Below are 21,661 nucleotides of genomic sequence, written 5' to 3'. Positions count from 1 at the left end.
CATGATCTCTCTTCGCCAACGCATCGTCTGGGCCAGCCTTCTCGGCTCGGCCGCCCTCGCCTCTTCGGGCGCCTTTGCACAGGCCCCGGCTGCGCCCGCGACCTCCGCCGCCCCGTCCGCCGCCGTTGCGCAGGCCGACGGCGCGGCACCCAAGGTGCAGCACAAGCGCATGGACCCGGCGCAGCGCATGGAGCGCATGCAAGCGCACCGCGCCAAACGCCTGGCCGCGCTGAAGGAAAAGCTCAAGCTGACCTCCGCGCAGGAAAGCGCATGGGCCAGCTTCACGACGGCCACCCAGCCGCCGGCCGGTGCCCGCCCGCAGCGCATGGACCGCGCGGAATTTGCCAAGCTGACCACGCCCGAGCGGCTGGAGCGCATGCAGGCCCGCCAGGCCGAGCGCAGCGCAAGGTTCGCCAAGCGCGCTGAAGCCACGAAGACCTTCTATGCCGCGCTGACGCCCGAGCAGCAGAAGACCTTCGACGCGGAAACGGTGCATGCCGGCATGCACGGACATCGCGGCCACCGCGGTCATCACGGCCATGGCGACGCCGGCCACACCGCGGCACCCGCCAAGAGCTGAGCCCCGCGTGCCTGAAGGCGCCTGACAAGGCGCACGCATGAAAAAGCCCGCCATGCAGCAGTGCATGGCGGGCCTTTTTTCGTACACGGGCGCTTATTGCGGCGTGCCGGTCTTCCCGGTCGGGTTGGTCGGCACATCGGGCCTTTCACCCTTCTGGCCGAACTGCGGCTTGGTTTTGCGGGCCTGCTGGCTGACCTCGGCGCGCGACATCGCGCCCGTGGGTTGCGGCATGGCGTTGGGCTGCGCATTCACCGTGGTGCTGGCTTCGCCCTTGGGCACCGGGTTGTTGATGTTGTTGCGGTTGTGGGCTCGGGCCTCGGCCTTCACCGCTTCGCGCGAATTGGGCATGCTCGCATCGGGCCGCTGCGGCGGGTTGGGCACGCCGGAGGGCGTTTGCGTGCTGGCCTGGCCACCCACGGCCGGGTCGGGCTGTGCGGGTATCGATGTGGCTTGCGCCATGGCGGCGCCGGCGGCGGCCATCAGGCCGGCCAGCACCGTGGCGTGAAAGACTGCGTGCTTCATGATGTTGTTCCTTTGCTTGTCTCGACGGATGAACGAAGTGGAAAGACGGACCGGCTTCCGGCCCCGAATTCACCGTAGGAGGCCCGCCATGGCGTCTGTGTCGGGGTGCGGCAGGCCTGCCTGTAGGAGCCGGCCCCCCTGTCGCGAAGGCCGGAAGCAAAGGCGGCAAGAAGGTGGCGCGTTCCTACAGGCGTGACCGGCGCGGCAACGTACAACCGCAGAACCGATGTCTTCCTCCCCGATTCCACTCGCTGCCGCCGCGCCGACCTCGCTCAAGGTGATGACCGTGAACACCCACAAGGGCTTCACCGCACTCAACCGCAAGTTCATCCTTCCGGAACTGCGGGATGCGGTGCGCACGGTGGGTGCCGACGTGGTGTTTCTGCAGGAAGTGCTCGGCACCCATTCGCGCCACTCGCGCAAGGTGAACAACTGGCCCGAGGCGCCGCACTACGAATTCCTGGCCGACACCATGTGGCCGCAGTTCGCCTACGGGCGCAATGCCGTGTACCCGCGCGGGCACCACGGCAACGCGGTGCTGTCCAAGTTTCCGATCGTGCATTACCGCAACCACGACGTATCGGTGGCGGGCCCTGAAAAGCGCGGCCTGCTGCATTGCGTTCTGCGGCTGCCCGGCCGGCCCATCGACGTGCATGCGATCTGCGCCCACCTGGGCTTGGCGGAGGCGCACCGGCAGCAGCAGCTGGAGCTGCTGTGCCATATCGTGCGCGACGAAGTGCCCGCCGATGCGCCGCTGATCGTGGCGGGCGACTTCAACGACTGGCGCGGCCGTGCGCATCGTGTGCTGGAAGAAGGCGCCGACCTGCGCGAGGTGTTCGTTCATGCGAACGGCTCGGCTGCCAAGACTTTTCCATCGCGCTTTCCGCTGCTGTCGCTCGACCGCATCTATGTTCGCAACGCGGGCGTTCATGCGCCGGTGGTGCTGCCGCGCAAGCCCTGGTCGCACCTATCGGACCATGCGCCGCTGGTGGCGAACATCGACCTTTGAAGATGGTGGCCGACATGGACCAGAGAGCCCGCTGGGTCGGTGGCAACAGCATTTCATTGCTGGAGAATGGCGAGGAGTTCTTTCCGCGCGTGTTCGACGCCATTCGCCAGGCCAAGCGCGAGGTGATCATCGAAACCTTCATCCTCTTCGAGGACAAGGTCGGCATGGCGCTGCATGCCGCCATGCGCGCGGCGGCCCAGCGCGGCGTGAAGGTCGACGTGCTGGTCGACGGCTTCGGCTCGCCGGATCTTTCGCGCGAGTTCATCGAGGGGCTGAGCTCGGTCGGCGTGAAGATGCGGGTGTTCGATCCGGGCAAGCGCATCCTGGGCCAGCGGCTCAACGTGTTTCGCCGCATGCATCGCAAGATCGTGGTGGTCGACGGTGAGCTGGCGTTTGTCGGCGGCATCAACTATTCGGCCGACCATCTGCTCGACTTCGGCCCCAAGGCCAAGCAGGACTACTCGGTCGAGCTCCGCGGGCCGATCGTGGCGCAGATCCATCAATTCGTGCTGCGTGCCATTGCGCTCGGCGACAAGGGGCCGCGCTGGTTTCGCCGCCGCCTCAAGCAGGCACCGCCGGTGGCGCGGGAGCACGTGGGCGAAGTGAAGGCGATGTTCGTTACGCGCGACAACCGCCGCCACACCAACGACATCGAGCGCCAGTACCTGGCTGCCATTCGGGCCGCGCGCCGGCGCATCGTGATTGCCAATGCGTATTTCTTTCCGGGCTACCGGCTTATCAAGGAGTTGCGCCGCGCCGCGCGCCGTGGTGTGGATGTGCGGCTCATCCTCCAGGGCGAGCCCGACATGCCGATCGTCAAGACTGCCGCGAGCATGCTCTATCACCACCTGCTGCATGCGGGCGTGCGCATCTTCGAATATTGCGACCGGCCGCTGCACGCGAAGATCGCGCTGATCGACGACGACTGGAGCACCGTGGGTTCGAGCAACCTCGATCCGCTGAGCCTCTCGCTCAACCTGGAAGCCAACGTGATTGCGCGCGACAAGGCGTTCAACGAATTGCTGTGGCAACGCATGGACACGCTCATGCGCGAGAGTTGCAAGCTGATTCGCGAGGACGATCTGGCGAGCGAGTGGAGCGGCTGGCGGCTGGTGCGCAGCTTCTTCATCTTCCACTTCTTGCGCTGGTATCCCTCGTGGCTGGGCAGGTTGCCGCGCCAGGTGCCGCGCCTCACGCTGGCCCAAGCCACCGATCTTGCCGAAAAGCGCGACCAGCGCGAGAAGACCGGCGATAACGGTGCCACCCAGACGACGGAAGCGGCATGACCCGGCGGGCTGTTCATCGGGCGAACAAGGCTGCCGACTGCGCGGCGGTTTTTCAATGAGCACCATGAGCCTCGCGCACCGCCCCTGGTGGCCCTGGGTGCGCCGCATCGCCGTGTGGGGCTTCTTCGGCCTCATTGCATGGCTGCTGATCAACCAGGCGCGCGCGATCGATTGGCAAGAAGTGTTAGACGCCATGCGTGCGTTGCCTGCTTCAACGCTGCTGCTGGCGGGCGCGCTGGCCGCCGGCAGTTTTGCCATCTACAGCACGTACGACCTGCTGGGGCGGTATCTCACCCGCCACCGGCTGCGCGCAGCGAGCGTGATGGGGGTGACCTTCATCAGCTATGCCTTCAACCTGAACCTGGGTTCGCTGGTGGGCGGCGTGGCGTTTCGCTACCGGCTTTATTCACGCCTTGGTCTTTCCAACGACACCATCACGCGCGTGCTCGGCTTCAGCATGCTGACCAACTGGTTGGGCTACCTGGTGGTGGCGGGCGCGGCCTTCTGCTTCTGGCCGATGGTGTTGCCGGACGAATGGAAGATCGACAACGGCGGCCTGCGCATTCTTGGCGCGGTGCTGTTGTTGCTGGCGGCGGCCTATCTGGTGCTGTGCGCGGTGGCCAGCGGGCGCGTCTTTCGCATACACCGCTATCTGTTCAAGGTGCCGAAGCTGCGCATGGCGCTGCTGCAACTGGCCATGTCGTGCCTGAACTGGTCGCTCATCGGCGGCGTGATCTGGGTCCTGCTGCAGGGCCAAGTGGCTTACCACCAGGTGCTTGCGGTGCTGCTGGTGGCTGCGGTGGCGGGCGTGGTTACGCACGTGCCGGCGGGCCTTGGCGTGCTGGAAGCGGTGTTCATCGCCCTGCTCTCGCACCAGGTGCCGCAAGGCAAGCTGCTGGGTGTGCTGCTCGTTTATCGGGGGCTTTATTACCTCTTGCCGCTGGCGGTGGCCACGGTGGCCTACTTTGTGACCGAACTGCGCACTCGGCGCCTGCGCACGACCGCGCGCTGAGCGTTCTTGTTTTTCTTCTAGAAGCGATAGGTGTAGCGGAGCCGGACAAAGTTTTCGCCGGGGTTCGGCTTCTTGATGCCGGCGTTCGAAAAGTGCTGCAGGCGCAGCGTGAGTTCATGCCGGCCGTTCTCGCCAAAGCTGCGTCCCACGCCGAGCACCTCGGTGAACTGGAACGCGGTGCTGAAGGTGCGGTCCGGCGTCTTGTAGAGGTGGTCCATCACCGTGGCGCCCACGCCGCCCTCGGCAAACCAGGGGGAGCTGCCGGCGCCGAAGCGGTAGCGCCAGGTGTAGATGGCGCCAATCTGCGCGTAGTTGCGCGAGCCGTCGCCAAACGCCGGCGCATGCCACTGGCTGATGAACAGGTCCCAATAGGAGGTCAGCGCGCCTTCGTGCACCGGCTGGCGCAATGACCAGGGCAGCGTGACGCCCACGGTGGCTGAATTGGTGGCCCCCTTGTCGCCATGCGGAGCACGGCCGCCCTCGAAATAGATGCCGCGTGCGCTGTCTTCGAACGCATGAGCCTCGGTGCCCAGCAGGCAAAGAATGCCTGCGAACACGGCAGCCCCGAGGGACGCGGACGGTTGTACTTTCATGATGTGGGTTTTGAAAGCAAATGATGGAAAGGAAGGAAATAATTACTTTCCGTCCCGTTCCGCGCCGTCGCCCGAGGCTATTGCCATGTCAAAAGGTAGGACTTGTTCAACATTCCTGCAGAGTTGTTTTTGTTGCAGTGCAGCAATTCAGGCGTCCGGAGGCCTATAGTGATGTCCATTCATCCTCATCGATCGGCCCCCGCCCCATGTCGTCCCTTACCTCTGCTGCCCGTTTGGCCAGCCCGCTGATGCTGTGGGCCGACGTGGCCCTGAAGACCCAGGAAATGCTGCTGTCTTCCGGCTCGGTGATTCACATGCGCACTGAGCGCATGGTCAAGGCGGGGCTCACGCCTAGCCCGGCCGATCTTGCGGAGTTCCAGCTCATGGGCGATGAAAAACTCGCCGCTGCGGGTGAGGCGGGCGCTGCCATGGCCCGCCAATGGCACAGCAGCCATGTGTCGCTCACGAGCCGCGTGCTGCAGCAATGGCTTCTGAGCGCAGGCGCTTTTCTTTCGATGGCCGGCAGCATCACGCCGGCTCAGGCGGCGGTGCGGGGCGACGCATTCGTCAAGGCCACCACGCGGGCAGTCAGCACCACCGGGCAACTCTCCGGCACGGCGGTCCGCATTGCCCGCGAGGGACTCAAGCCGATTCACGCAGCGGCCACCTCCAACGCCCGGCGCCTGGCCGAGCTGCGCGCCTGACCGGCAAAAGCGTCAGCCGCGCGCCGGCACCAGCGTGACCAGCGTGATTTCGGAAGGCGCGCCAAAGCGCTTGGGCGGCCCCCAATAGCCGGTGCCCCGGCTCACGTAGACCCACATGTCGTGCAGCCGGTGCAAGCCCGCGGTGAAGGGCTGCTGCATCGGCACGAACAGGTTCCAGGGAAAGAACTGCCCGCCATGCGTGTGGCCCGACAGCTGCAGCTGGTAGCCGGCCCGTGCCGCGAGCGGCGCGCTGCGCGGCTGGTGGGCAAGCAGCACGCGCGTGTGCACCAGCGGCGGCGCGTCGTGCAGCGCAAGATGCGGATCGCTCTGGTGCGCGGGATCGAAATGGCCGGCGGTGAAGTCGGTCACGCCGGCCAGCACCAGCTGGCTCTCGAAGAGTTCTTCGTCGTTCTGCGCGCCGCGCACATTGCGCGTCTGCAGCACCACGTGCTCGTTGAGCAGCACCTTCAGCCCGAGGCGGCGCAGCTCATCGATCCATGCATGCGCGCCGGCGTAGTACTCGTGGTTGCCCGTCACCACGAAAGTACCGTGCCGTGCGCGCAATCCTGCAAGGGGCGCGATGTGCTCGCGCAGCTCGGCCACGGTGCCGTCCACCAGGTCGCCGGTGATCGCGATGGCGTCGGCGCCGAGCCGGTTCACCGCATCGACGATGCGCTGGATGTAGTCGCTCCGGATCGTCGGACCCACGTGGATGTCGCTGAGCTGCGCAATCGTGAAGCCCTCGAGCGCGGAAGGCAGCCCTTGAATGGGAACCTCGACACGCTTGACGGCCGCGGTGCGGCGGGCGTTGAGAAAACCCACCAGGGAGGCCAGCGTTGCCACGACCGGCACCGCCATTGCGCTCCACGGCAGCAGCGCGCTCCAGGGCACCTGCAGGCCGGCCAGCGCGCTCGCCAGCCAGGTGAGCAATAGCCCCACGTCGCGCAGCAGCGTCAGCACGAACATCGAGGAGAACCAGCCCATGCTGATCAGCCCGGTCCATTTGAGCGCTTCCTTCAGCGAAGCGTTGCGCTCCGAGCGGCGCGAGACGAACGGCAGCGGAATCGTGAAAGCCGAAATCGCGAGTGCAACAAGCGCCAGCGGCCAGGCGGCGGTGAGCATGGCCAGCGCGGGCAACAGGCGCAGCGCGATGTAGACATGCAGGAGCGCGGTCAGGACGCTCAGGGGACGTATCGGCATTGGGGCAATGGGAACGGGCACTGCCCGGGAGGCAACATCTGCAAGGCGCATGCCGTGCATTCAAGACGCCAGCTGACCCGCGGCGCGCTATTTTTTCTATAGCGTGCTTCACCCGGATAGCAGGCGTCGCGGACGACACCGGCGCCGGAATGCATGCTCCGGCGCCGGGCCTGAGAACCCGCCTCGCGTTCTACTGCACCGTGCGCGTGCCGGCAGATGCCATGTCGGTGCCCGCCGGCCACACAAATGCCACCTTGGTGGGCGTACCCGGCAAGACGTGCAGCGTTTGCTTGAGCGTGTTTCCAAGCAAGCGAGCCTCCACTTCGTAAGTGCCGGGGTCGAGCCGGGCCACCATGAACGGGCCACCCGACACCACGTTGTCGATCAATGCGGTGCCCTTGCTGTCGCGCACCGTCACGTGGACGTCCGCCGCGAACTCCGCGCCCTTGTGGTCCTTGATGGCGAATTCGAAAGTGGCCGGCCAGCGCGGCGCCACGTTTTCCATCAGCTTGGCTTCGTCGCTGCCGATGCCCCCGCTCATGTACTCGACGCCGTGCGTCATGTAGATAGGCGGGTTGACGGCCGCATGCGCCGAAGAAAGCGCCGCGAGAAGAACGGCGCCGCACAGCGCGGCGGCCGCAAGGGGCCGCCTGCGAGATGAAATCAGGGTGGTCATGGTCCGAATCCTTTCTTCCTTGTGTGCGTGGCGGAAGGCCACGGCGCCACTGTGCGGCGCACGGCTTAGACAAGGCTTAACAGGAAGGACCGGCGTCTCCCCGGACGAGGCGGGGGAAAAAACCCGCCTAGCGGGCGGCGGAGGTCTGCGCGAGCGCCTGCGTTTGCGGCGCGGGCGGCAGCACCGAGGCCATGTCGAAATTCGAAGGCCACATGAAGACCGCGCGGGCCGGCACGCCGGCAATCACGGTCAGCGTCTGCGTGATCGTCAGGCCGCCGAGCGTCACGTTCACGTCGTATGCGCCGGGATCGAGCCGGGCGAGCATGTAAGGCCCGTTCGACTGCGCTTCCATCACGGGGCGGCCCGTGTACTTTTCGCGCACCTGAACCGCGGCCCGGACCGGGAAATTGCTCTTCTGCGTGCTGTCGTTGATGCCGAACTCGATGGTTGCCGCCCATCGCGGCGACACCATCTGCATGAACGACGCCTCGGCCTTGCTCGTGCCCCCGCACATGTATTCGACGCCTTGCGCCATTTGTATGGGCGGGTTCGAGAACGCATGGGCCGATGTGGTCATCGCCCCGAAGAATGCTGCTGTGCCGCCCAACACCAGCGCAGCCATCGGCTGCCGGAGACGCAAAAGGTTCATTGCTTCGATGTCCTCGATCATGGGTGACGTGAATCCGTCGAGGATTTTGCTTAGCAAGAGTCGGGCTAGATATAGCGTTTACGAGGAACGATCCTCGCGAAAGTGGTGAACGCTATTGTTTTAATAGCTCGTGACGCCTGTGTGACGAGCCCCTAGACGGTTTTTGGTCTTCCTCTATGTGAAAACCCTGAGAAACGGCGCCGTGCGCCCGATTCGGCACGTTGCATGTGACCGGCGCCTACACCGGTGCATCGGCTCGCTTGATATGAAGAAGTTCGTACAGAAAGGAGCTTCCAATGAACATCGGATCCAAGATCGAAGCAGTCAAGAAGATGGACGCGCAGCGACCGGACTTTCCGGGCGAGCACCTCGCGGTTCTTGGCGCGGGCGTTCTGCTGCTGCTGACGGCCGGACGCAGCCGGTCGTTCGTGCGCCGGGTGCTGGCGGGCGCGGCGGGCGGCGCATTGATTGGGCGAGCCGCCAGCGGAACCGGCGGCTTGGCGCGGGTCGCACGAATGCTGCAGGGCGGTATTGGCCGGCGCCAGGCAATGCGCATTCCGTAAAACCGGCATGAGACCACACGTCGGTTTCAGCTTCGGGCACTGCTCATTCCTGCGTAAAAATTCTGGACCTCTGATATAGAAATTTAAACAACGTAAAAATAATTCTATTAATAATATCGACCTAAATCGCTCTGGCGCTATTTGTCAATCTAGATCATGACTGATGTGGGAGGCCTATTCCAAGCTTGCTCGTGGCGGCTTCATGTTGGATCGGGTCCTGCCTATACTGCGGCGCTGCGCGAGCAGCAGCGCTGCGGGCGTGAGCACCTCGTGAATTAATTCACCAATGAAAAACCGAAGCTTCGAAATGTTAATTAAAGCCTGGCATTTGTGAACTAATACCTTCAGGCTATCCGGCCATTGCTAATAGTCTCCACGCCTGCCGCAAAAGTCGGCGTGCCATAGCAATGGGTTGCCGGAAATGGTTCCGATTGACCGCATCGCTTGGACTTTTTTGGAGCGAGGGTCATTACATGAACAGGTCATTTCGAAGCATCTGGAATGAGGCGCTAGGCGCCTGGGTGGCAGCCAGCGAGGTTTGCACCGCGCGTGGCAAGAAGTCGTCGAGCGCCACGCTCGGCGCGGTTGTCCTGGCGACAGCGGCCTTCGGGGGCGCATCGTCCGCCTGGGCGGCCGATGAGTGCGGGGCTGTCGCCGTCGGTGGAACCGTCATCTGCAACGGTGACGGAACGCCAGTGGGGGACGCGAACCCAAACACAACCGGCGTTGCCTATGGCACCGACGGCATCACCGTCATCGTGGATGGCACCGCGGCGCCCTTTACCATCGAGCCGGTCACGACGGCGACGACCGCCAATGCCATCTATTCAGGCGGTAACGGCACAGGCAATCGACTGATCGAAGTCAACGGCCCCGTCACGATCAATCTGACCACCCCGGCGGGCAATCCGGTGTCCGGTGCAGCGTGGGGTGTGCTGGCCAACTCACTCACAACCGGCGCTGGCGGTGATGCAAGCATCGTCATCAATGGTGCCAAGATCACCAGCAACGGCGAAAACGCTATGGGCGTCGCCACCAGCGTCGTCGGCAACGGCAATGCAACCTCGATCCTCAACAGTGGCTCCATCTCCACCACTGGCACGCAAGGTTCAGGAGTCGGTCTGCTTGCAGAAACGCACGGCACCGGCAAGGCGACGGTTGTAGTGAACGGCGGCTCGATCAGTACCGGCACTGCGGCGGGCGGGTCGCACGCGGCTTACGCCTTGGCATGGGGCAATGGCGATGCTGTTGCGTCCATGACCGGTGGTGACGCCACCACACAGGCCGCGAATAACACGGCCCTTGTTTCCCAGACACTGGGCTCAGGCAATGCTTACGCCACCATATCTGGCGGCACCGCGACAACGAACGCCGCCAGCGCGAGCATCGTCGCTGTCGTCACCGGAACCGGCAACGCGATTGCCAGCCAGACGGGAGGGACGTTGATCGGCAACGGAGCGGGCGGGGGCGGGCTGGCCGCGAGCAACTCGGGTACCGGCCCGGGCTCCGCGAGCGCGTCGATGACGGGTGGCAGCATCGTGATGCACGGCGCCGACGGCTACGGAATCTTGGCCCGTAACAGGGGCACGGGCGCGGCAACGGCAAGCATGGACGCCGCAGCTTCGACGATCACCACGCTGCAGACTGGTACCTACGGGATCTATTCCGCGATCACAAACGCGGCCAATACGGCCGCCGCCACCACCGCGCTCTTGAACGGCAACGTCAGCACCGCAGGCGCCGGCGCGCACGGCCTGTACAGCCAGACCGACGGCACCGGCCTGGCCCAGGTCGCAATGGCCGCGGGCACGGTGGCCGCCACAGGCCTCAATGCCGACGGCCTGCGCGCCACCTCGGCCGGGGGCACCTACCAGGTCGAGGTCACGGGCGGCAGCCTGACCAGCGGCAGCGGCGCGGGCGCGGCCATCCACACGTTGGCAGCAGCAGGCGGAACCGTCAACATCGGCGCGGCGGCCACGGTCAACGGCGCCGCCTCCGGCATCGCGATTCGCGACGGCGATGCGGCCAGTACCGGCACCGACACCCTCGGCGGAAACGCCGTGGTCGCCACGGCCGGCACCGTCACCGGCGACGCCATCCTGGGCCTGGGCAACGACAGCCTGGCGCTCACCGGCGGCACCTTCACCGGCAACATCTACGGGGACGACCGTGTAGCCAGCGCCGCCGACGGCAACGACACCGTCACCTGGACCGGCGGCACCCTCGCGGGCGGCTTCTACGGCCAGAACGGCTCCGACACCGCCCTGGTGGCCGCCCCCGCCTACAACGGCAGCCAGGTGCTGGACGGCGGCGACGACGTCTCGGCCGCCGACGGCTGGGTCGACAAGCTCACCCTGCAGGGCGTGACCGCCACTGCCGGCGGCGACACCCTGCGCAACTGGGAAACCATCACCCTGGACAACACCCGCCTGACCTTGGCCGGCGCCCCGCTGGCCGTGGGCACCGGCACCGACGCCAGCGGCGCTCCGATGGGCCTGTTCATCCAGCCCACCAGCAGCGTGTTCATGGGCCAGCCGGCCTTCACCCTCACCGGCGACCTGCACAACGCGGGCCTGCTGGACCTGCGCAACGCCGCCGGCACGCCCGGCAACGCGCTCACCGTCAACGGCAACTACGCCGGTGCCAACGGGCTGGTGAGGATCAACACCGCCCTGGGCAGCGACGCCAGCGCCACCGACAAGCTGGTGGTCAACGGCAACACCAGCGGTACCACCCGTGTGCTGGTGGCCAACACCGGCGGCGCCGGTGCCGCCACCATCAACGGCATCCAGGTGGTGCAGGTGTCCGGCACCTCTTCAGAAGGCAACTTCACCCTGGCCGCCCCCGTGCAGGCCGGCGCCTACGAGTACGGGCTGCACCGCGGCGGGCGCACCGACGGCGACGCCAACAGCTTCTACCTGAGCAGTGTCTACAACACGCCGCCGGCAGTGCCGGTGCCCGGCGTCCCGAACCCCGCGCCTGTCCCCGCCCCCGAGGTGCTGCGCCCCGCCGTGCCCGGCTACGTGATGGGCCAGGTCGCCACCCAGGAACTGGGCCTGGGCCTCCTGGGCACGCTGCACCAGCGCGTGGGCGAGCAGCAGACCCTCAAGTGGGACCACTGCGGCTGCGACGACAAGGCGCCGGCCGACCAGGCGTGGATGCGCCTGCACGCGCAGCGACTGGACGTGGACGGCAAGCGCCAGTTCGGCTTCGAGCAGGAAATGCAGTACTTCCAGCTGGGCAAGGACCTGGCCGTGCGCTACAGCGGAGACGCCGGCGACAAGTCGCGCAGCCACACCGGCGTCAGCGCGGGCTACGGACGTACCAGCACCAACTTCAACGACCGCCGCCGCGGCGAAGCCGGCATGGGCTACGACACCGGCAAGATGAAGGGCCAGATGCTCACTCTGGGCGCGTACCACACGCGCTACGCGGACAACGGCAGCTACCTGGACCTGGTTGGTCAACTGCATGCGGTGCAGAACAAGTACACCGACAAGTACGGCGGCGAGGGCACGCAAAAGGGCACCGGCGGCGGGCTGAGCGTGGAAGTGGGCCGCCCATGGCAGATCGGCGACAGCCAGTGGCTGATCGAGCCGCAGGCGCAGCTGAGCTACCAGCTCACGCGCTACCGCGGCTTTGCGGACAACATCTCCACGGTGGACGGCTTCACCAGCCACAGCCTGCGCGGGCGTCTGGGCGCGCGCCTGGCCTGGAACGACAAGGCCGAGCGCGGCGAAAAGCTCACGCGCACCAACACCTTCTATGTGACGGCCAATGTGCTGCACGAGTTCAAGGACCCCAAGGGCGTGACCATCGGCAACACCACGGTGAACGAGCAGTGGGCCAAGCAGACCTGGGCCGAGTTGGGCGTGGGCGCGCAGCTGCCGCTGAGCAAGGCCGCCTACCTGTACGGCGGGGTGCAGTACCAGCGCTCGCTCAGCGGCACGAGCCGCGAGGGCGTCTCGGGCCAGCTGGGCGTGCGGGTGGCGTGGTGAGCGCCGCCCAATAAACAGACAACGCCAAGGAAAGAACACATGCAAACGAAGAACACTCCGACACGGCTCGCGCTCGGCGCCGCAGCTCTCGCCACCCTCGTCCTGTCCGGCTGCGCCAGCCTGCACGACGAGCGCTACAACTGGTGCCAGGGGCAGAACTGCGCGCTCACCCCTGTGGTGACGCCGGCGCCCGCGCCCGTTCCAACTCCGGCGCAGCCGACGACGCGGCGGGTGAACCTGAGCGCGGACACGCTGTTCCGGTTCGACCGCTCGGCCGCGGCAGACATGCTGCCGCAGGGCCGCGCCGAGCTGGACGCGCTGGCGCGTGCGCTGCAGAGCCCGGAGGTGCAGGTGCAGAGCCTGACGATCACGGGACACACCGACCGGCTGGGCAACGAGGCCTATAACGACCGGCTGGCGCTGCAGCGCGCGAACACGGTGCGCGACTACCTGAAGGCCGCGGGTGTGCGCGCGCCGATGGAGGTGCGCTCGATGGGCGAGCGCGAGCCGGTGACGCGCGACTGCCAGGGCCTGCAGCGCTCGGCGCGGCTGGTGGCTTGCCTGCAGCCGGATCGGCGCGTGGTGGTGGATATCTTGGGGCAGGCGCAGGGGAAATAAGTAAGTACGCCGGCCTGAGCAGCACCGGCCCGCAGAGCAGCGGGTTGAGCTGCCTGAGGACCTTGAACTAAAAAGCGCCCAGCAATGCTGAGGCGCTTTTTCTTTTTCACTGACCCTGGCTACGCATCGAACTTCAGGGAGCGACGCGCCGTCGATCCGGCTCTGATCGGATCTCGACGTGGTCTGACTGCAACTAACTCGATGAATTTCTCCACACTTCCCGGCGACAGCTGTGCGGCGCGACCAAATCTTCCTCCGGCCTGCGCATTTTGCACATGAGGAACAGAAGAAGGAGGGACCGATATACATAAGATCCAAGCCCTTGACCTCACGGTCGTTGACAGAGAAAAACTTGAAAACCGCCATTACTGTCTTAGCTTTCGGGATCGCTTTAGTTTTGATTGCAGCCCTTCCCCCTGCTGCGCCCGCAGCTCCGCCGATCGATTCCGCCAGTTCGGGTGTCAGCGAGTAAGTAGTGCGTTGCATGGTCTCGAGCAAACCCATAACGAGACCATCTGGGCGAAAGCTATCGCGGACTTGCCGAAGCCGCTGTCGGTCCCAAACCACCGGCGCCGGCGGCTCTCTCTGCCGTCCAACGTCGATTCCGAAGGTGGTCTTGAGGCTAGAGCACCGACTGGAACAACTCCACATCTCTTCAATATTCCAAATTTTCGAAGGAGGTCCCTGCAAATTTCATTACCTAGGGAGTGCGCCTGTTTGGCGCGAACGACACAACACCAATCAAGAAACAAATGTCGGAAAAAATCAAAGTCGCTACTGTCACAGCGCCCTGCAGATTGCATATCTCGTTGATCGATATGCATGGGCAGTTCAGCAATCGCGTAGACGGGGGCGTGGGCATTGCCCTTGACTCTCCTCGCGCAGCACTCAATGCACGTACTCGGAAAAGTGCCGAAATCGAAGTTGTTGTGCTTGTCCCGCCTGATGGCGAGGGAGACGAGCTTCGAGGTGCGATCGAAAAGACGATCACCGCGGTCATGGTTCGGCTGAATCTGAAAGGTCTGATCGAAATTCAAGTCACACGGTCACTGGAGCCACACACCGGACTTGGGTCAAAAACAGCGCATCTGCTGGCCGCAGCCCGTGCAGTCACATTGCTCTACGGTTTGAACTTTTCAGCCACAGAGCTTGCCAACCTTGTTGGCCGCGGTGGTACTTCAGGCATTGGCACCGCCGCCTTTGCAAACGGCGGATTCGTGCTTGATTGCGGCCACTCGTTCGCGGCAAAGGGGGGCAGCTTTCGAGCGTCCTCGTACTCCCGGGAGATGCCACCCGCGCCGATGGTGTTTCAGCAACGCCTTCCGCGTTGGCCGATCTTGCTGGCCACGCCAAAGGGCTTGGCTATCCATGGGGCGATCGAGCAAGCTTTCTTCGAGGAGGTTTGCCCCGTGCCCTTGCAAGATGTACAGAAGGTCTCGCACGCAGCCCTCATGATGCTCATTCCGGGCGTTATCGAAGCGGATATTGACGCCTTCTGCCGCGGTTTGAATGTGATTCGCGAATGCCGCTGGAAATCTTTCGAGATTGCGTCCCAGGCGCCAGTCGTGCGCGACGTCCTGGAGCTTTGGAGAGAATTCGGGCTGCTCGGCACGGGGATGAGCAGTTGGGGGTCGAGTGTCTTCGCCTTGGATCCCCGCCTCGCCGATCACGAGTGGACGCATCGCATTGTCAAGACGACCCAGGAACTGATGAACCAGCATGACAGCGGTACCGTCGGAATCACCTATGCGGCGGACGCTGGCCACACGCATACGGTCAACTACGAATAACAACGAGGGACGGTCATTGCCGACCGGCCATCCTACAAGCAAGGCGGACGATGACGACTGGACCTCTGATCGGCGGTACTGCGGGTGTGATGCTGGGTTTCGTGGACTTCTTCCTCAAGCGCGGTTCGGCGGGTCGGGGAACGCTCACTGCTATGACCGTGGTGTACCTGATACCGCTATTGCTATGGGTTCCCTTCGTCCTGCTGTTGCCGCAGTTCGGGATATGGAGCCTCTGGAAGGCCCAATCTGCGTTCGCCGTTTACGCTGCGGTTCGCTCTGTATTGCTCATCCTTGCCTATGGCTTGGCGATCATTTCGCTACGAGACATTCCACTGTCCCAAGCTGTGTTGGTCCGCGCGATTGCGCCGGCCGTCCCTCTGATTGTTGGGCTGTGTGTCGAAGGGCTTCAGCTCCGATCGATGGGATGGTTCGGCATGCTTTGCGTGCTTCTCTCGTATGCCGCCGTCTACTTGGGAGCGCACCGCGCACACGGTAGTGGTAGTCGACGCGCTCTTCTGATTGCAGGCATGTCTGCTGTGCTTTCAGGGATCGTCGTCGTTTTGGACCGAACGCTATTGCGAGCGCAGCCGAGTGAAACGGTCTTGTCAGTGCAAGTTTGGTCCGATGTACTCAGGGCGATTATTCTGATTGCGCTGTTGCCAATGGCGCGCAAGCTGCTGCCACAACAGCCAAAGGAAACTCCGCGCGCCGGATGGATCGGCTATCTCGTGCTCGCAGGCGTCTTCATCACAATCGGCGAATCGCTTTTCCTGGTGTTTCTTGCGTTAGACAGTAGCCAGATGTCGACCGCTTCGCTTTTTCGACGCCTCAGCCTGGTTGTATCGTTTTTGATCGGTATGGCCGTTCTCCGAGAGCGCCCCACCAGAGTCAATATTTATGCGAGCCTGCTGAGCCTGATCGGTATCCTTGCGCTGTCTGTCGACTCGCTGACCTGAGTGCTCATGAACTTTACTTGAGGCAGGCCCAACCGCCTTGCTGTCCTTGGCCTCGGTCTGCAATCGCACGCGCTGCTGGTCCGCGGTTGCCTGCAGCGCGTCTTTAGGCCTGTGGTCTTGGTCGCGCGGCTATGTCAAAAAATCTCCCCGGGAGGGAAGCCTTGACACTCAGACGTCGATATTCGCAGCCCGCAGCGCGTTCTGCTCGATGAACTCGCGCCGCGGCTCCACCTCGTCGCCCATCAGCATCGTGAACACGCGGTCGGCTTCGATTGCGTCGTCGATCTGCACGCGCAGCAGGCGGCGCACGGTCGGGTCCATGGTGGTTTCCCATAGCTGTGCGGGGTTCATTTCGCCCAGGCCCTTGTAGCGCTGGCGCGAGGTGGCGTTTTCGGCCTGGCCGATGAGCCACTTCATCGCGATGCGGAAGTCGGCCACCTTTTCTTCCTTGGCGCGCTCGCCCTCGCCGCGGCGCACGATGGCGCCATCAGCGCTCAGCAGGTTGCGGAACGTGTTGGCGGCTTCGGCGAGCGCGGCGTAGTCGGCACCGTGCACAAAGTCCTGCGTGAGCACGCTGCTCTTGATGTTGCCGTGGTGGCGGCGGCTGATGCGCAGCAGCGGCTTGTCGGTGCGGGCGTCGAACTCGCTGCTCACTTCGGCGGGCACGCCGGTGGTGTTGAGCTCGCGCAGCTTGGCCTGCAGCGCCACGGCCGAAGCCTCTGCCGCGGGCGTGGTGTCCAGGTCGAGCGCCACGCCGTCGGCAATGGCGCGCAGCGCTTCGGCATCCATGAAGTTGCGCAGGCGCGCGATCACGGCTTCGGCCAGCTGGTGCTTGCGCGCGAGCTCGGCCAGCGTGTCGCCGCTCAGGGTGGTCGAGTTGGGCCCGCCGGTCTCGATGCTCGCATCCTTCAGCGCCACCTTGAGCAGGAAGGCGTCCAGCGCTGGGCCGTCCTTCAGGTACTGCTCTTCCTTGCCGACCTTCACCTTGTAGAGCGGCGGCTGCGCAATGTAGATGTGGCCGCGCTCGACCAGCTCCGGCATCTGCCGGTAGAAGAACGTGAGCAGCAGCGTGCGAATGTGCGCGCCGTCGACGTCGGCGTCGGTCATGATGATGATGCGGTGGTAGCGGAGCTTGGCGACGTTGAAGTCGTCCGCCCCGCCGCCAGCGGTGGTGGCGCCGGCGCGGCCGATGCCGGTGCCCAGTGCCGTGATCATCGTGAGAATTTCGTTGCTGGTGAGCAGCTTCTCGTAGCGCGCCTTTTCCACGTTCAGGATCTTGCCGCGCAGCGGCAGGATGGCCTGGAACTTACGGTCGCGGCCCTGCTTGGCGGAGCCGCCTGCGGAGTCGCCCTCCACCAGGTAGACCTCGCACAGCGCCGGGTCCTTTTCCTGGCAGTCGGCCAGCTTGCCGGGCAGGCCCATGCCGTCGAGCACGCCCTTGCGGCGCGTCATTTCGCGGGCCTTGCGCGCGGCTTCGCGGGCGCGGGCGGCCTCGATGATCTTGCCGCAGATGATCTTGGCGTCGTTCGGGCGTTCCTGCAGGTAATCGGTGAGCAGGCGCCCGACGATGTCTTCCACCGGCGCGCGCACTTCGCTGGACACCAGCTTGTCCTTGGTCTGGCTGGAGAACTTGGGCTCGGGCACCTTCACGCTCAGCACGCAGCACAGGCCTTCGCGCATGTCGTCGCCGGTGACTTCGACCTTGGCCTTCTTGGCCAGCTCGTTCTCTTCGATGTACTTGTTGATGACGCGGGTCATCGCGGCGCGCAGGCCCGTGAGATGGGTGCCGCCGTCACGCTGCGGGATGTTATTGGTGAAGCACAGCACCTGCTCGTTGTAGCCGCTGTTCCACTGCATGGCCACTTCAACGCCGATGTGCGTGCCCGGAATGCCGCCGTAGGTGTCGGCCGGCTTTTCGCCCGCTGCGTAGAACGAGTTCGGATGCAGGACGGTCTTGCCCTTGTTGATGAACTCGACAAAGCCGCGCACGCCGCCGGCGCCCGAAAAGTCGTCTTCCTTGCCGGTGCGCTCGTCCTTCAGGCGGATGCGCACGCCGTTGTTCAGAAAGCTCAGCTCGCGCAGGCGCTTGGAGAGGATTTCGTAGTGGAAATCGTTGTTCTCCTTGAAGATTTCCGTGTCGGGCAGAAAGTGCACCTCGGTGCCGCGCTTGTCGGTGTCGCCGATGATCTTCATGGGCGAGACCTCGACGCCGTTCACGGTCTCGAGCAGGCGGTCCTGCACGAAGCCGCGGCTGAATTCGAGTTCGTGGATCTTGCCCTCGCGGCGCACCACCAGGCGCAGCATCACGCTCAGCGCGTTCACGCAGCTCACGCCCACGCCGTGCAGGCCGCCCGACACCTTGTAGCTGTTCTGGTTGAACTTGCCGCCGGCGTGCAGCTCGGTCAACGCAATTTCGGCCGCCGAGCGCTTGGGCTCGTGCTTGTCGTCCATCTTCACGCCGGTGGGAATGCCGCGGCCGTTGTCGGTAACGGAAATCGAGTTGTCGCTGTGGATGGTGACGACGATGTCGTCGCAATGGCCGGCCAGCGCTTCGTCGATGGAGTTGTCGACCACCTCGAACACCAGGTGGTGCAGGCCCGTGCCGTCGGAGGTGTCGCCGATGTACATGCCGGGGCGCTTGCGCACCGCCTCGAGCCCCTCGAGGATCGTGATCGAGCCTTCGCCGTAGCTGGTGTCGGCGGGCGTGATCTCGATCGGCACCGCACTCTCGATCTCGGGCGTGTAGACCGGTTCGGTGTGGGGTACTTCGGGCTTGTTTTCTTCTGCACTCATTCGGATATTCCTCTATCTCTCACGGCATTCACGGGATTTTTCGGGCCTTGGCGGCCTGCTTTTCCTGCCTCTTGAAAGCGCAAACCCGCGGAGGGCCGCGGGCTGTCTGCGCAAGGCGCTGTGTTTTCTGTCTTCTAGATCCGCATCGGCATCACGACATATTTGAAGGATGCGTTCTCGGGGATGGTCAAAAGGGCGGAGCTGTTGGAGTCGGCCAGGTCCAGCTTGACCATGTCCTGGCCCATGTTGGCGAGAGCGTCGATCAGGTAGGTCACGTTGAAGCCGATCTCGATGGCGTCGCCGCCGTAGTCGATGTCGAGCTCGTCCTGTGCTTCTTCCTGCTCGGCATTGTTGGAGGCGATGCGCAGCGTGCCGGGCTCGATGTTCAGGCGCACGCCCTTGAACTTCTCGCTCGTCAGGATGGCGGTGCGCTGCAGGCTGGCCAGCAGGGGCGCGCGGCCGAGCGTGACGCTGTTCTTGTGGTTCTTGGGAATCACGCGGTTGTAGTCGGGGAACTTGCCCTCGACCAGCTTGGTGACGAACTCCATGCCGCCGAAGCTGAACTTGGCCTGGTTGTTCGCAAACTGCATCTCGATGGCGCCTTCGGCATCCGACAGCAGGCGCTGCATTTCGAGCACGGTCTTGCGCGGAAGAATCACTTCCTGGCGCGGCACTTCGACGTCGAGCGTGGCCGACGAAAACGCCAGGCGGTGGCCGTCGGTGGCCACCAGGCTCAGCTGCTTGCCTTCGGCCACGAACAGAATGCCGTTGAGGTAGTAGCGGATGTCGTGCACGGCCATGGCAAAGGAAACCTGCGAGAGCAGGTCCTTCAGCGTCTTTTGCGGCACGCTGAACACGGGACCGAAGTTGGCGGCTTCCTGCACCAGCGGAAAGTCTTCTGCCGGCAGCGACTGCAGCGTGAAGCGGCTCTTGCCGCCCTTGAGCACCAGCTTGCTCGCGCTCGACTCGAGGCTCACGGTCTGGTCGGCCGGCATGGTGCGCAGGATGTCGATGAGCTTGCGCGCGCCGATGGTGGTGGTGAAGTTGCCTTCGTCGCCGCCAAGCTCGGCCGTGGTGCGGATCTGGATCTCGAGGTCGCTGGTTGTGAGCTGCAGCTGGCCGCCGGTCTTGCGGATCAGCACGTTGGCCAGGATAGGCAGGGTATGGCGCCGTTCCACGATGCCTGCCACCGACTGCAGCGCGGCGAGGACTTTGTCTTGGGTTGCCTTCAAAACGATCATGTCTTCTTCCTCTTCTCTTTTATCTCTTTGAATCCGCTTGTAAGACGCCATTCTCCGCTGTTGCGGGTGGCTTTCTTGATGACATCCGGGGTCAGCCCTTGAGCGTTTGTTCGAGCACGTGGAGTTGCTGGTTCAGTTCGGTGAGCTGCTGGCGCTCGCCCGAGATCTTGCGCACCGCATGCAGCACCGTTGTGTGATCGCGCCCGCCGAACAGCTCGCCGATTTCCGGCAGGCTCTTCTGGGTGAGTTCCTTGGCCAGGTACATCGCGATCTGCCGTGGCCGCGCAATGCTGGCCGGGCGCTTCTTGCTGTACATGTCGGCGACCTTGATCTTGTAGTAGTCGGCCACCGTCTTCTGGATATTTTCGACCGAGATCTGCCGATTCTGGATCGACAGCAAGTCGCGCAGCGCCTCGCGCGCCAGGGCGATCGAGATTTCTTTCTGGTTGAAGCGCGAGTAAGCCAGGATCTTGCGCAGCGCGCCTTCGAGCTCGCGCACGTTGGAGCGCACGTTCTTGGCAACGAAGAAGGCCACCTCTTCCGGCATTTCGGCCGATTCGGCGCGCGCCTTGTTGATCAGGATGGCCACGCGCATTTCGAGTTCGGGCGGTTCGATGGCGACCGTCAGGCCCGAATCGAAGCGCGAAACCAGCCGCTCGTGAATGTCGGCCAGGCCCTTGGGATAGGTGTCGCTGGTCATCACGATGTGCGACTTCTTGGCCAGCAGGGCCTCGAACGCATTGAAGAATTCTTCCTGCGTGCGGTCCTTGTTGGCGAAGAACTGCACATCGTCGATCAGGAGCAGGTCGAGCGAGTGATAGCGTTCCTTGAACTCGTCGAAGGTCTTGCGCTGATAGGCCTTGACCACATCCGAGACGAACTGCTCGGCATGGATGTAGAGAACTTTGGAATCGGGCCGATCGGCGAGCAGCCGGTTACCCACAGCGTGCATCAGGTGGGTCTTGCCCAGGCCGACGCCGCCATAGATGAACAGCGGGTTGTACAGATGGCCCGGCATGCCGGCCACGTGCATGGCCGCGGCACGCGCCATGCGGTTGGCCGTGCCCTCCACCAGGGTGTCGAAAGTCAGGCCCGAATTCAGCCGGTTCTTGAAGCCGGCCGCGGCCGGCTCCTCCCCAGGGCCGGCCATGTCGCGCGGCACGTCGGTTTCCGCCAGGACGGCAATGGGTGCAGAGCGCACGGGCGCTTCACGCGGAGCAAGCGCTAACTCAACTGCCACCGGCTGGCCGTACATCTTCTCGGCCATGGCGGCAATCTTGCCGGCGTACTGGGCGCGGATCCAGTCGAGCTTGAAGCGGTTGGCAACGAACACCGTCATGCGCGAAAGGTCGTCGGTGACCTGCGCTGTCAGGGGTTTGATCCAGGTATTGAACTGCTGCTCGGACAGCTCCTGCGCGAGCTGGTCGACACAGGCCTGCCAGAGGCTCTCACCGATGCCGTCAGTCGACAT

General features: G+C 64.3%; 18 protein-coding genes. 10 read left to right on the top strand and 8 right to left on the bottom strand.

Features of this window, described 5'->3' with window-relative positions; all coding sequences use genetic code 11:
- The first annotated feature begins 1 nt into the window (after position 1).
- Positions 2 to 580 (top strand): Spy/CpxP family protein refolding chaperone, encoded by a 579-nt coding sequence (locus tag GOQ09_RS00090; protein WP_157611138.1) that lies wholly within the window; start codon positions 2 to 4, stop codon positions 578 to 580.
- A 93-nt stretch (positions 581 to 673) separates the two neighbouring features.
- Here the strand turns inward: GOQ09_RS00090 and GOQ09_RS00085 are convergent, their stop codons facing one another.
- The gene (locus GOQ09_RS00085) at positions 674 to 1,102 is read right to left on the bottom strand and encodes a serine/threonine protein kinase (RefSeq protein WP_157611137.1); all 429 of its coding nucleotides are present in this window, start codon (positions 1,100 to 1,102) and stop codon (positions 674 to 676) included.
- A gap of 226 nt (positions 1,103 to 1,328) precedes the next feature.
- Here GOQ09_RS00085 and GOQ09_RS00080 point away from each other — a divergent pair, with 226 nt between their 5' ends.
- Genes GOQ09_RS00080 through GOQ09_RS00070 form a run of 3 tightly spaced genes read left to right on the top strand, consistent with a single transcriptional unit; the run spans position 1,329 to position 4,409 of the window.
- Positions 1,329 to 2,111 (top strand): endonuclease/exonuclease/phosphatase family protein, encoded by a 783-nt coding sequence (locus GOQ09_RS00080; protein WP_157611136.1) that lies wholly within the window; start codon positions 1,329 to 1,331, stop codon positions 2,109 to 2,111.
- A 14-nt stretch (positions 2,112 to 2,125) separates the two neighbouring features.
- Positions 2,126 to 3,397 carry a cardiolipin synthase ClsB gene (clsB, locus tag GOQ09_RS00075; protein WP_157611135.1) on the top strand — a complete coding sequence of 424 codons (1,272 nt, stop codon included), beginning with the start codon at positions 2,126 to 2,128 and terminating at the stop codon, positions 3,395 to 3,397.
- A gap of 55 nt (positions 3,398 to 3,452) precedes the next feature.
- On the top strand, positions 3,453 to 4,409 hold the full coding sequence (locus GOQ09_RS00070) for a lysylphosphatidylglycerol synthase domain-containing protein (protein WP_157611134.1): 957 nt from the start codon (positions 3,453 to 3,455) through the stop codon (positions 4,407 to 4,409).
- A gap of 17 nt (positions 4,410 to 4,426) precedes the next feature.
- Here the strand turns inward: GOQ09_RS00070 and GOQ09_RS00065 are convergent, their stop codons facing one another.
- Complete coding sequence (locus tag GOQ09_RS00065; protein ID WP_157611133.1) at positions 4,427 to 5,002, bottom strand: acyloxyacyl hydrolase; 576 nt, start codon at positions 5,000 to 5,002, stop codon at positions 4,427 to 4,429.
- A 206-nt stretch (positions 5,003 to 5,208) separates the two neighbouring features.
- Between GOQ09_RS00065 and GOQ09_RS00060 the strand changes: the two genes are divergently transcribed.
- Positions 5,209 to 5,706: a polyhydroxyalkanoate granule-associated phasin gene (locus tag GOQ09_RS00060; protein WP_157611132.1), complete on the top strand. Its 498-nt coding sequence runs from the start codon at positions 5,209 to 5,211 to the stop codon at positions 5,704 to 5,706.
- Positions 5,707 to 5,718: 12 nt separating this feature from the next.
- Here GOQ09_RS00060 and GOQ09_RS00055 read toward each other — a convergent pair whose 3' ends face one another.
- The 3 genes from GOQ09_RS00055 to GOQ09_RS00045 all read right to left on the bottom strand — a co-directional run bounded on the left by GOQ09_RS00055 (position 5,719) and on the right by GOQ09_RS00045 (position 8,231).
- The gene (locus tag GOQ09_RS00055) at positions 5,719 to 6,966 is read right to left on the bottom strand and encodes a metallophosphoesterase (protein ID WP_157611131.1); all 1,248 of its coding nucleotides are present in this window, start codon (positions 6,964 to 6,966) and stop codon (positions 5,719 to 5,721) included.
- Positions 6,967 to 7,096: 130 nt separating this feature from the next.
- Entirely contained in the window at positions 7,097 to 7,582 is a 486-nt protein-coding gene (locus GOQ09_RS00050) for a hypothetical protein (RefSeq protein ID WP_157611130.1), read from the bottom strand.
- Between the two features lie 127 nt (positions 7,583 to 7,709).
- On the bottom strand, positions 7,710 to 8,231 hold the full coding sequence (locus tag GOQ09_RS00045) for a hypothetical protein (protein WP_157611129.1): 522 nt from the start codon (positions 8,229 to 8,231) through the stop codon (positions 7,710 to 7,712).
- Positions 8,232 to 8,527: 296 nt separating this feature from the next.
- Here GOQ09_RS00045 and GOQ09_RS00040 point away from each other — a divergent pair, with 296 nt between their 5' ends.
- The 5 genes from GOQ09_RS00040 (at position 8,528) to GOQ09_RS00020 (ending at position 16,156) form a co-directional block, all read left to right on the top strand.
- Positions 8,528 to 8,794: a hypothetical protein gene (locus GOQ09_RS00040; protein WP_157611128.1), complete on the top strand. Its 267-nt coding sequence runs from the start codon at positions 8,528 to 8,530 to the stop codon at positions 8,792 to 8,794.
- 473 nt (positions 8,795 to 9,267) lie between these two features.
- Positions 9,268 to 12,792 (top strand): autotransporter outer membrane beta-barrel domain-containing protein, encoded by a 3,525-nt coding sequence (locus tag GOQ09_RS00035; RefSeq protein WP_165442122.1) that lies wholly within the window; start codon positions 9,268 to 9,270, stop codon positions 12,790 to 12,792.
- Positions 12,793 to 12,831: 39 nt separating this feature from the next.
- The gene (locus GOQ09_RS00030) at positions 12,832 to 13,410 is read left to right on the top strand and encodes an OmpA family protein (protein WP_157611126.1); all 579 of its coding nucleotides are present in this window, start codon (positions 12,832 to 12,834) and stop codon (positions 13,408 to 13,410) included.
- A gap of 752 nt (positions 13,411 to 14,162) precedes the next feature.
- Positions 14,163 to 15,200 (top strand): beta-ribofuranosylaminobenzene 5'-phosphate synthase family protein, encoded by a 1,038-nt coding sequence (locus tag GOQ09_RS00025; RefSeq protein ID WP_157611125.1) that lies wholly within the window; start codon positions 14,163 to 14,165, stop codon positions 15,198 to 15,200.
- A 50-nt stretch (positions 15,201 to 15,250) separates the two neighbouring features.
- On the top strand, positions 15,251 to 16,156 hold the full coding sequence (locus GOQ09_RS00020) for a DMT family transporter (protein WP_157611124.1): 906 nt from the start codon (positions 15,251 to 15,253) through the stop codon (positions 16,154 to 16,156).
- 168 nt (positions 16,157 to 16,324) lie between these two features.
- On the opposite strand, the gene gyrB is transcribed toward GOQ09_RS00020, so the two are convergent.
- The 3 genes from gyrB to dnaA form a co-directional block, all read right to left on the bottom strand.
- Complete coding sequence (gene gyrB, locus GOQ09_RS00015; protein WP_157611123.1) at positions 16,325 to 18,949, bottom strand: DNA topoisomerase (ATP-hydrolyzing) subunit B; 2,625 nt, start codon at positions 18,947 to 18,949, stop codon at positions 16,325 to 16,327.
- A 134-nt stretch (positions 18,950 to 19,083) separates the two neighbouring features.
- Complete coding sequence (gene dnaN / locus GOQ09_RS00010) at positions 19,084 to 20,190, bottom strand: DNA polymerase III subunit beta (protein WP_157611122.1); 1,107 nt, start codon at positions 20,188 to 20,190, stop codon at positions 19,084 to 19,086.
- 91 nt (positions 20,191 to 20,281) lie between these two features.
- Positions 20,282 to 21,661: a chromosomal replication initiator protein DnaA gene (gene dnaA, locus GOQ09_RS00005; protein ID WP_157611121.1), complete on the bottom strand. Its 1,380-nt coding sequence runs from the start codon at positions 21,659 to 21,661 to the stop codon at positions 20,282 to 20,284.

Origin of the sequence: Variovorax paradoxus, from assembly GCF_009755665.1 — a bacterium.
Taxonomy (GTDB): Bacteria; Pseudomonadota; Gammaproteobacteria; order Burkholderiales; family Burkholderiaceae_C; genus Variovorax; species Variovorax paradoxus_G.
The sequence above is the reverse complement of the archived record's forward strand: the minus strand, read 5'-3'. Positions and strand labels throughout refer to the sequence as shown.

Bases quoted from the DNA above. Each gene is read 5' to 3' on its own strand.
- GOQ09_RS00090 (WP_157611138.1), top strand. From the start codon at position 2: ATGATCTCTCTTCGCCAACGCATCGTCTGGGCCAGCCTTCTCGGCTCG.
- GOQ09_RS00085 (WP_157611137.1), bottom strand. From the start codon at position 1,102: ATGAAGCACGCAGTCTTTCACGCCACGGTGCTGGCCGGCCTGATGGCC.
- GOQ09_RS00080 (WP_157611136.1), top strand. From the start codon at position 1,329: ATGTCTTCCTCCCCGATTCCACTCGCTGCCGCCGCGCCGACCTCGCTC.
- clsB (WP_157611135.1), top strand. From the start codon at position 2,126: ATGGACCAGAGAGCCCGCTGGGTCGGTGGCAACAGCATTTCATTGCTG.
- GOQ09_RS00070 (WP_157611134.1), top strand. From the start codon at position 3,453: ATGAGCACCATGAGCCTCGCGCACCGCCCCTGGTGGCCCTGGGTGCGC.
- GOQ09_RS00065 (WP_157611133.1), bottom strand. From the start codon at position 5,002: ATGAAAGTACAACCGTCCGCGTCCCTCGGGGCTGCCGTGTTCGCAGGC.
- GOQ09_RS00060 (WP_157611132.1), top strand. From the start codon at position 5,209: ATGTCGTCCCTTACCTCTGCTGCCCGTTTGGCCAGCCCGCTGATGCTG.
- GOQ09_RS00055 (WP_157611131.1), bottom strand. From the start codon at position 6,966: ATGCACGGCATGCGCCTTGCAGATGTTGCCTCCCGGGCAGTGCCCGTT.
- GOQ09_RS00050 (WP_157611130.1), bottom strand. From the start codon at position 7,582: ATGACCACCCTGATTTCATCTCGCAGGCGGCCCCTTGCGGCCGCCGCG.
- GOQ09_RS00045 (WP_157611129.1), bottom strand. From the start codon at position 8,231: ATGAACCTTTTGCGTCTCCGGCAGCCGATGGCTGCGCTGGTGTTGGGC.
- GOQ09_RS00040 (WP_157611128.1), top strand. From the start codon at position 8,528: ATGAACATCGGATCCAAGATCGAAGCAGTCAAGAAGATGGACGCGCAG.
- GOQ09_RS00035 (WP_165442122.1), top strand. From the start codon at position 9,268: ATGAACAGGTCATTTCGAAGCATCTGGAATGAGGCGCTAGGCGCCTGG.
- GOQ09_RS00030 (WP_157611126.1), top strand. From the start codon at position 12,832: ATGCAAACGAAGAACACTCCGACACGGCTCGCGCTCGGCGCCGCAGCT.
- GOQ09_RS00025 (WP_157611125.1), top strand. From the start codon at position 14,163: ATGTCGGAAAAAATCAAAGTCGCTACTGTCACAGCGCCCTGCAGATTG.
- GOQ09_RS00020 (WP_157611124.1), top strand. From the start codon at position 15,251: ATGACGACTGGACCTCTGATCGGCGGTACTGCGGGTGTGATGCTGGGT.
- gyrB (WP_157611123.1), bottom strand. From the start codon at position 18,949: ATGAGTGCAGAAGAAAACAAGCCCGAAGTACCCCACACCGAACCGGTC.
- dnaN (WP_157611122.1), bottom strand. From the start codon at position 20,190: ATGATCGTTTTGAAGGCAACCCAAGACAAAGTCCTCGCCGCGCTGCAG.
- dnaA (WP_157611121.1), bottom strand. From the start codon at position 21,661: ATGTCGACTGACGGCATCGGTGAGAGCCTCTGGCAGGCCTGTGTCGAC.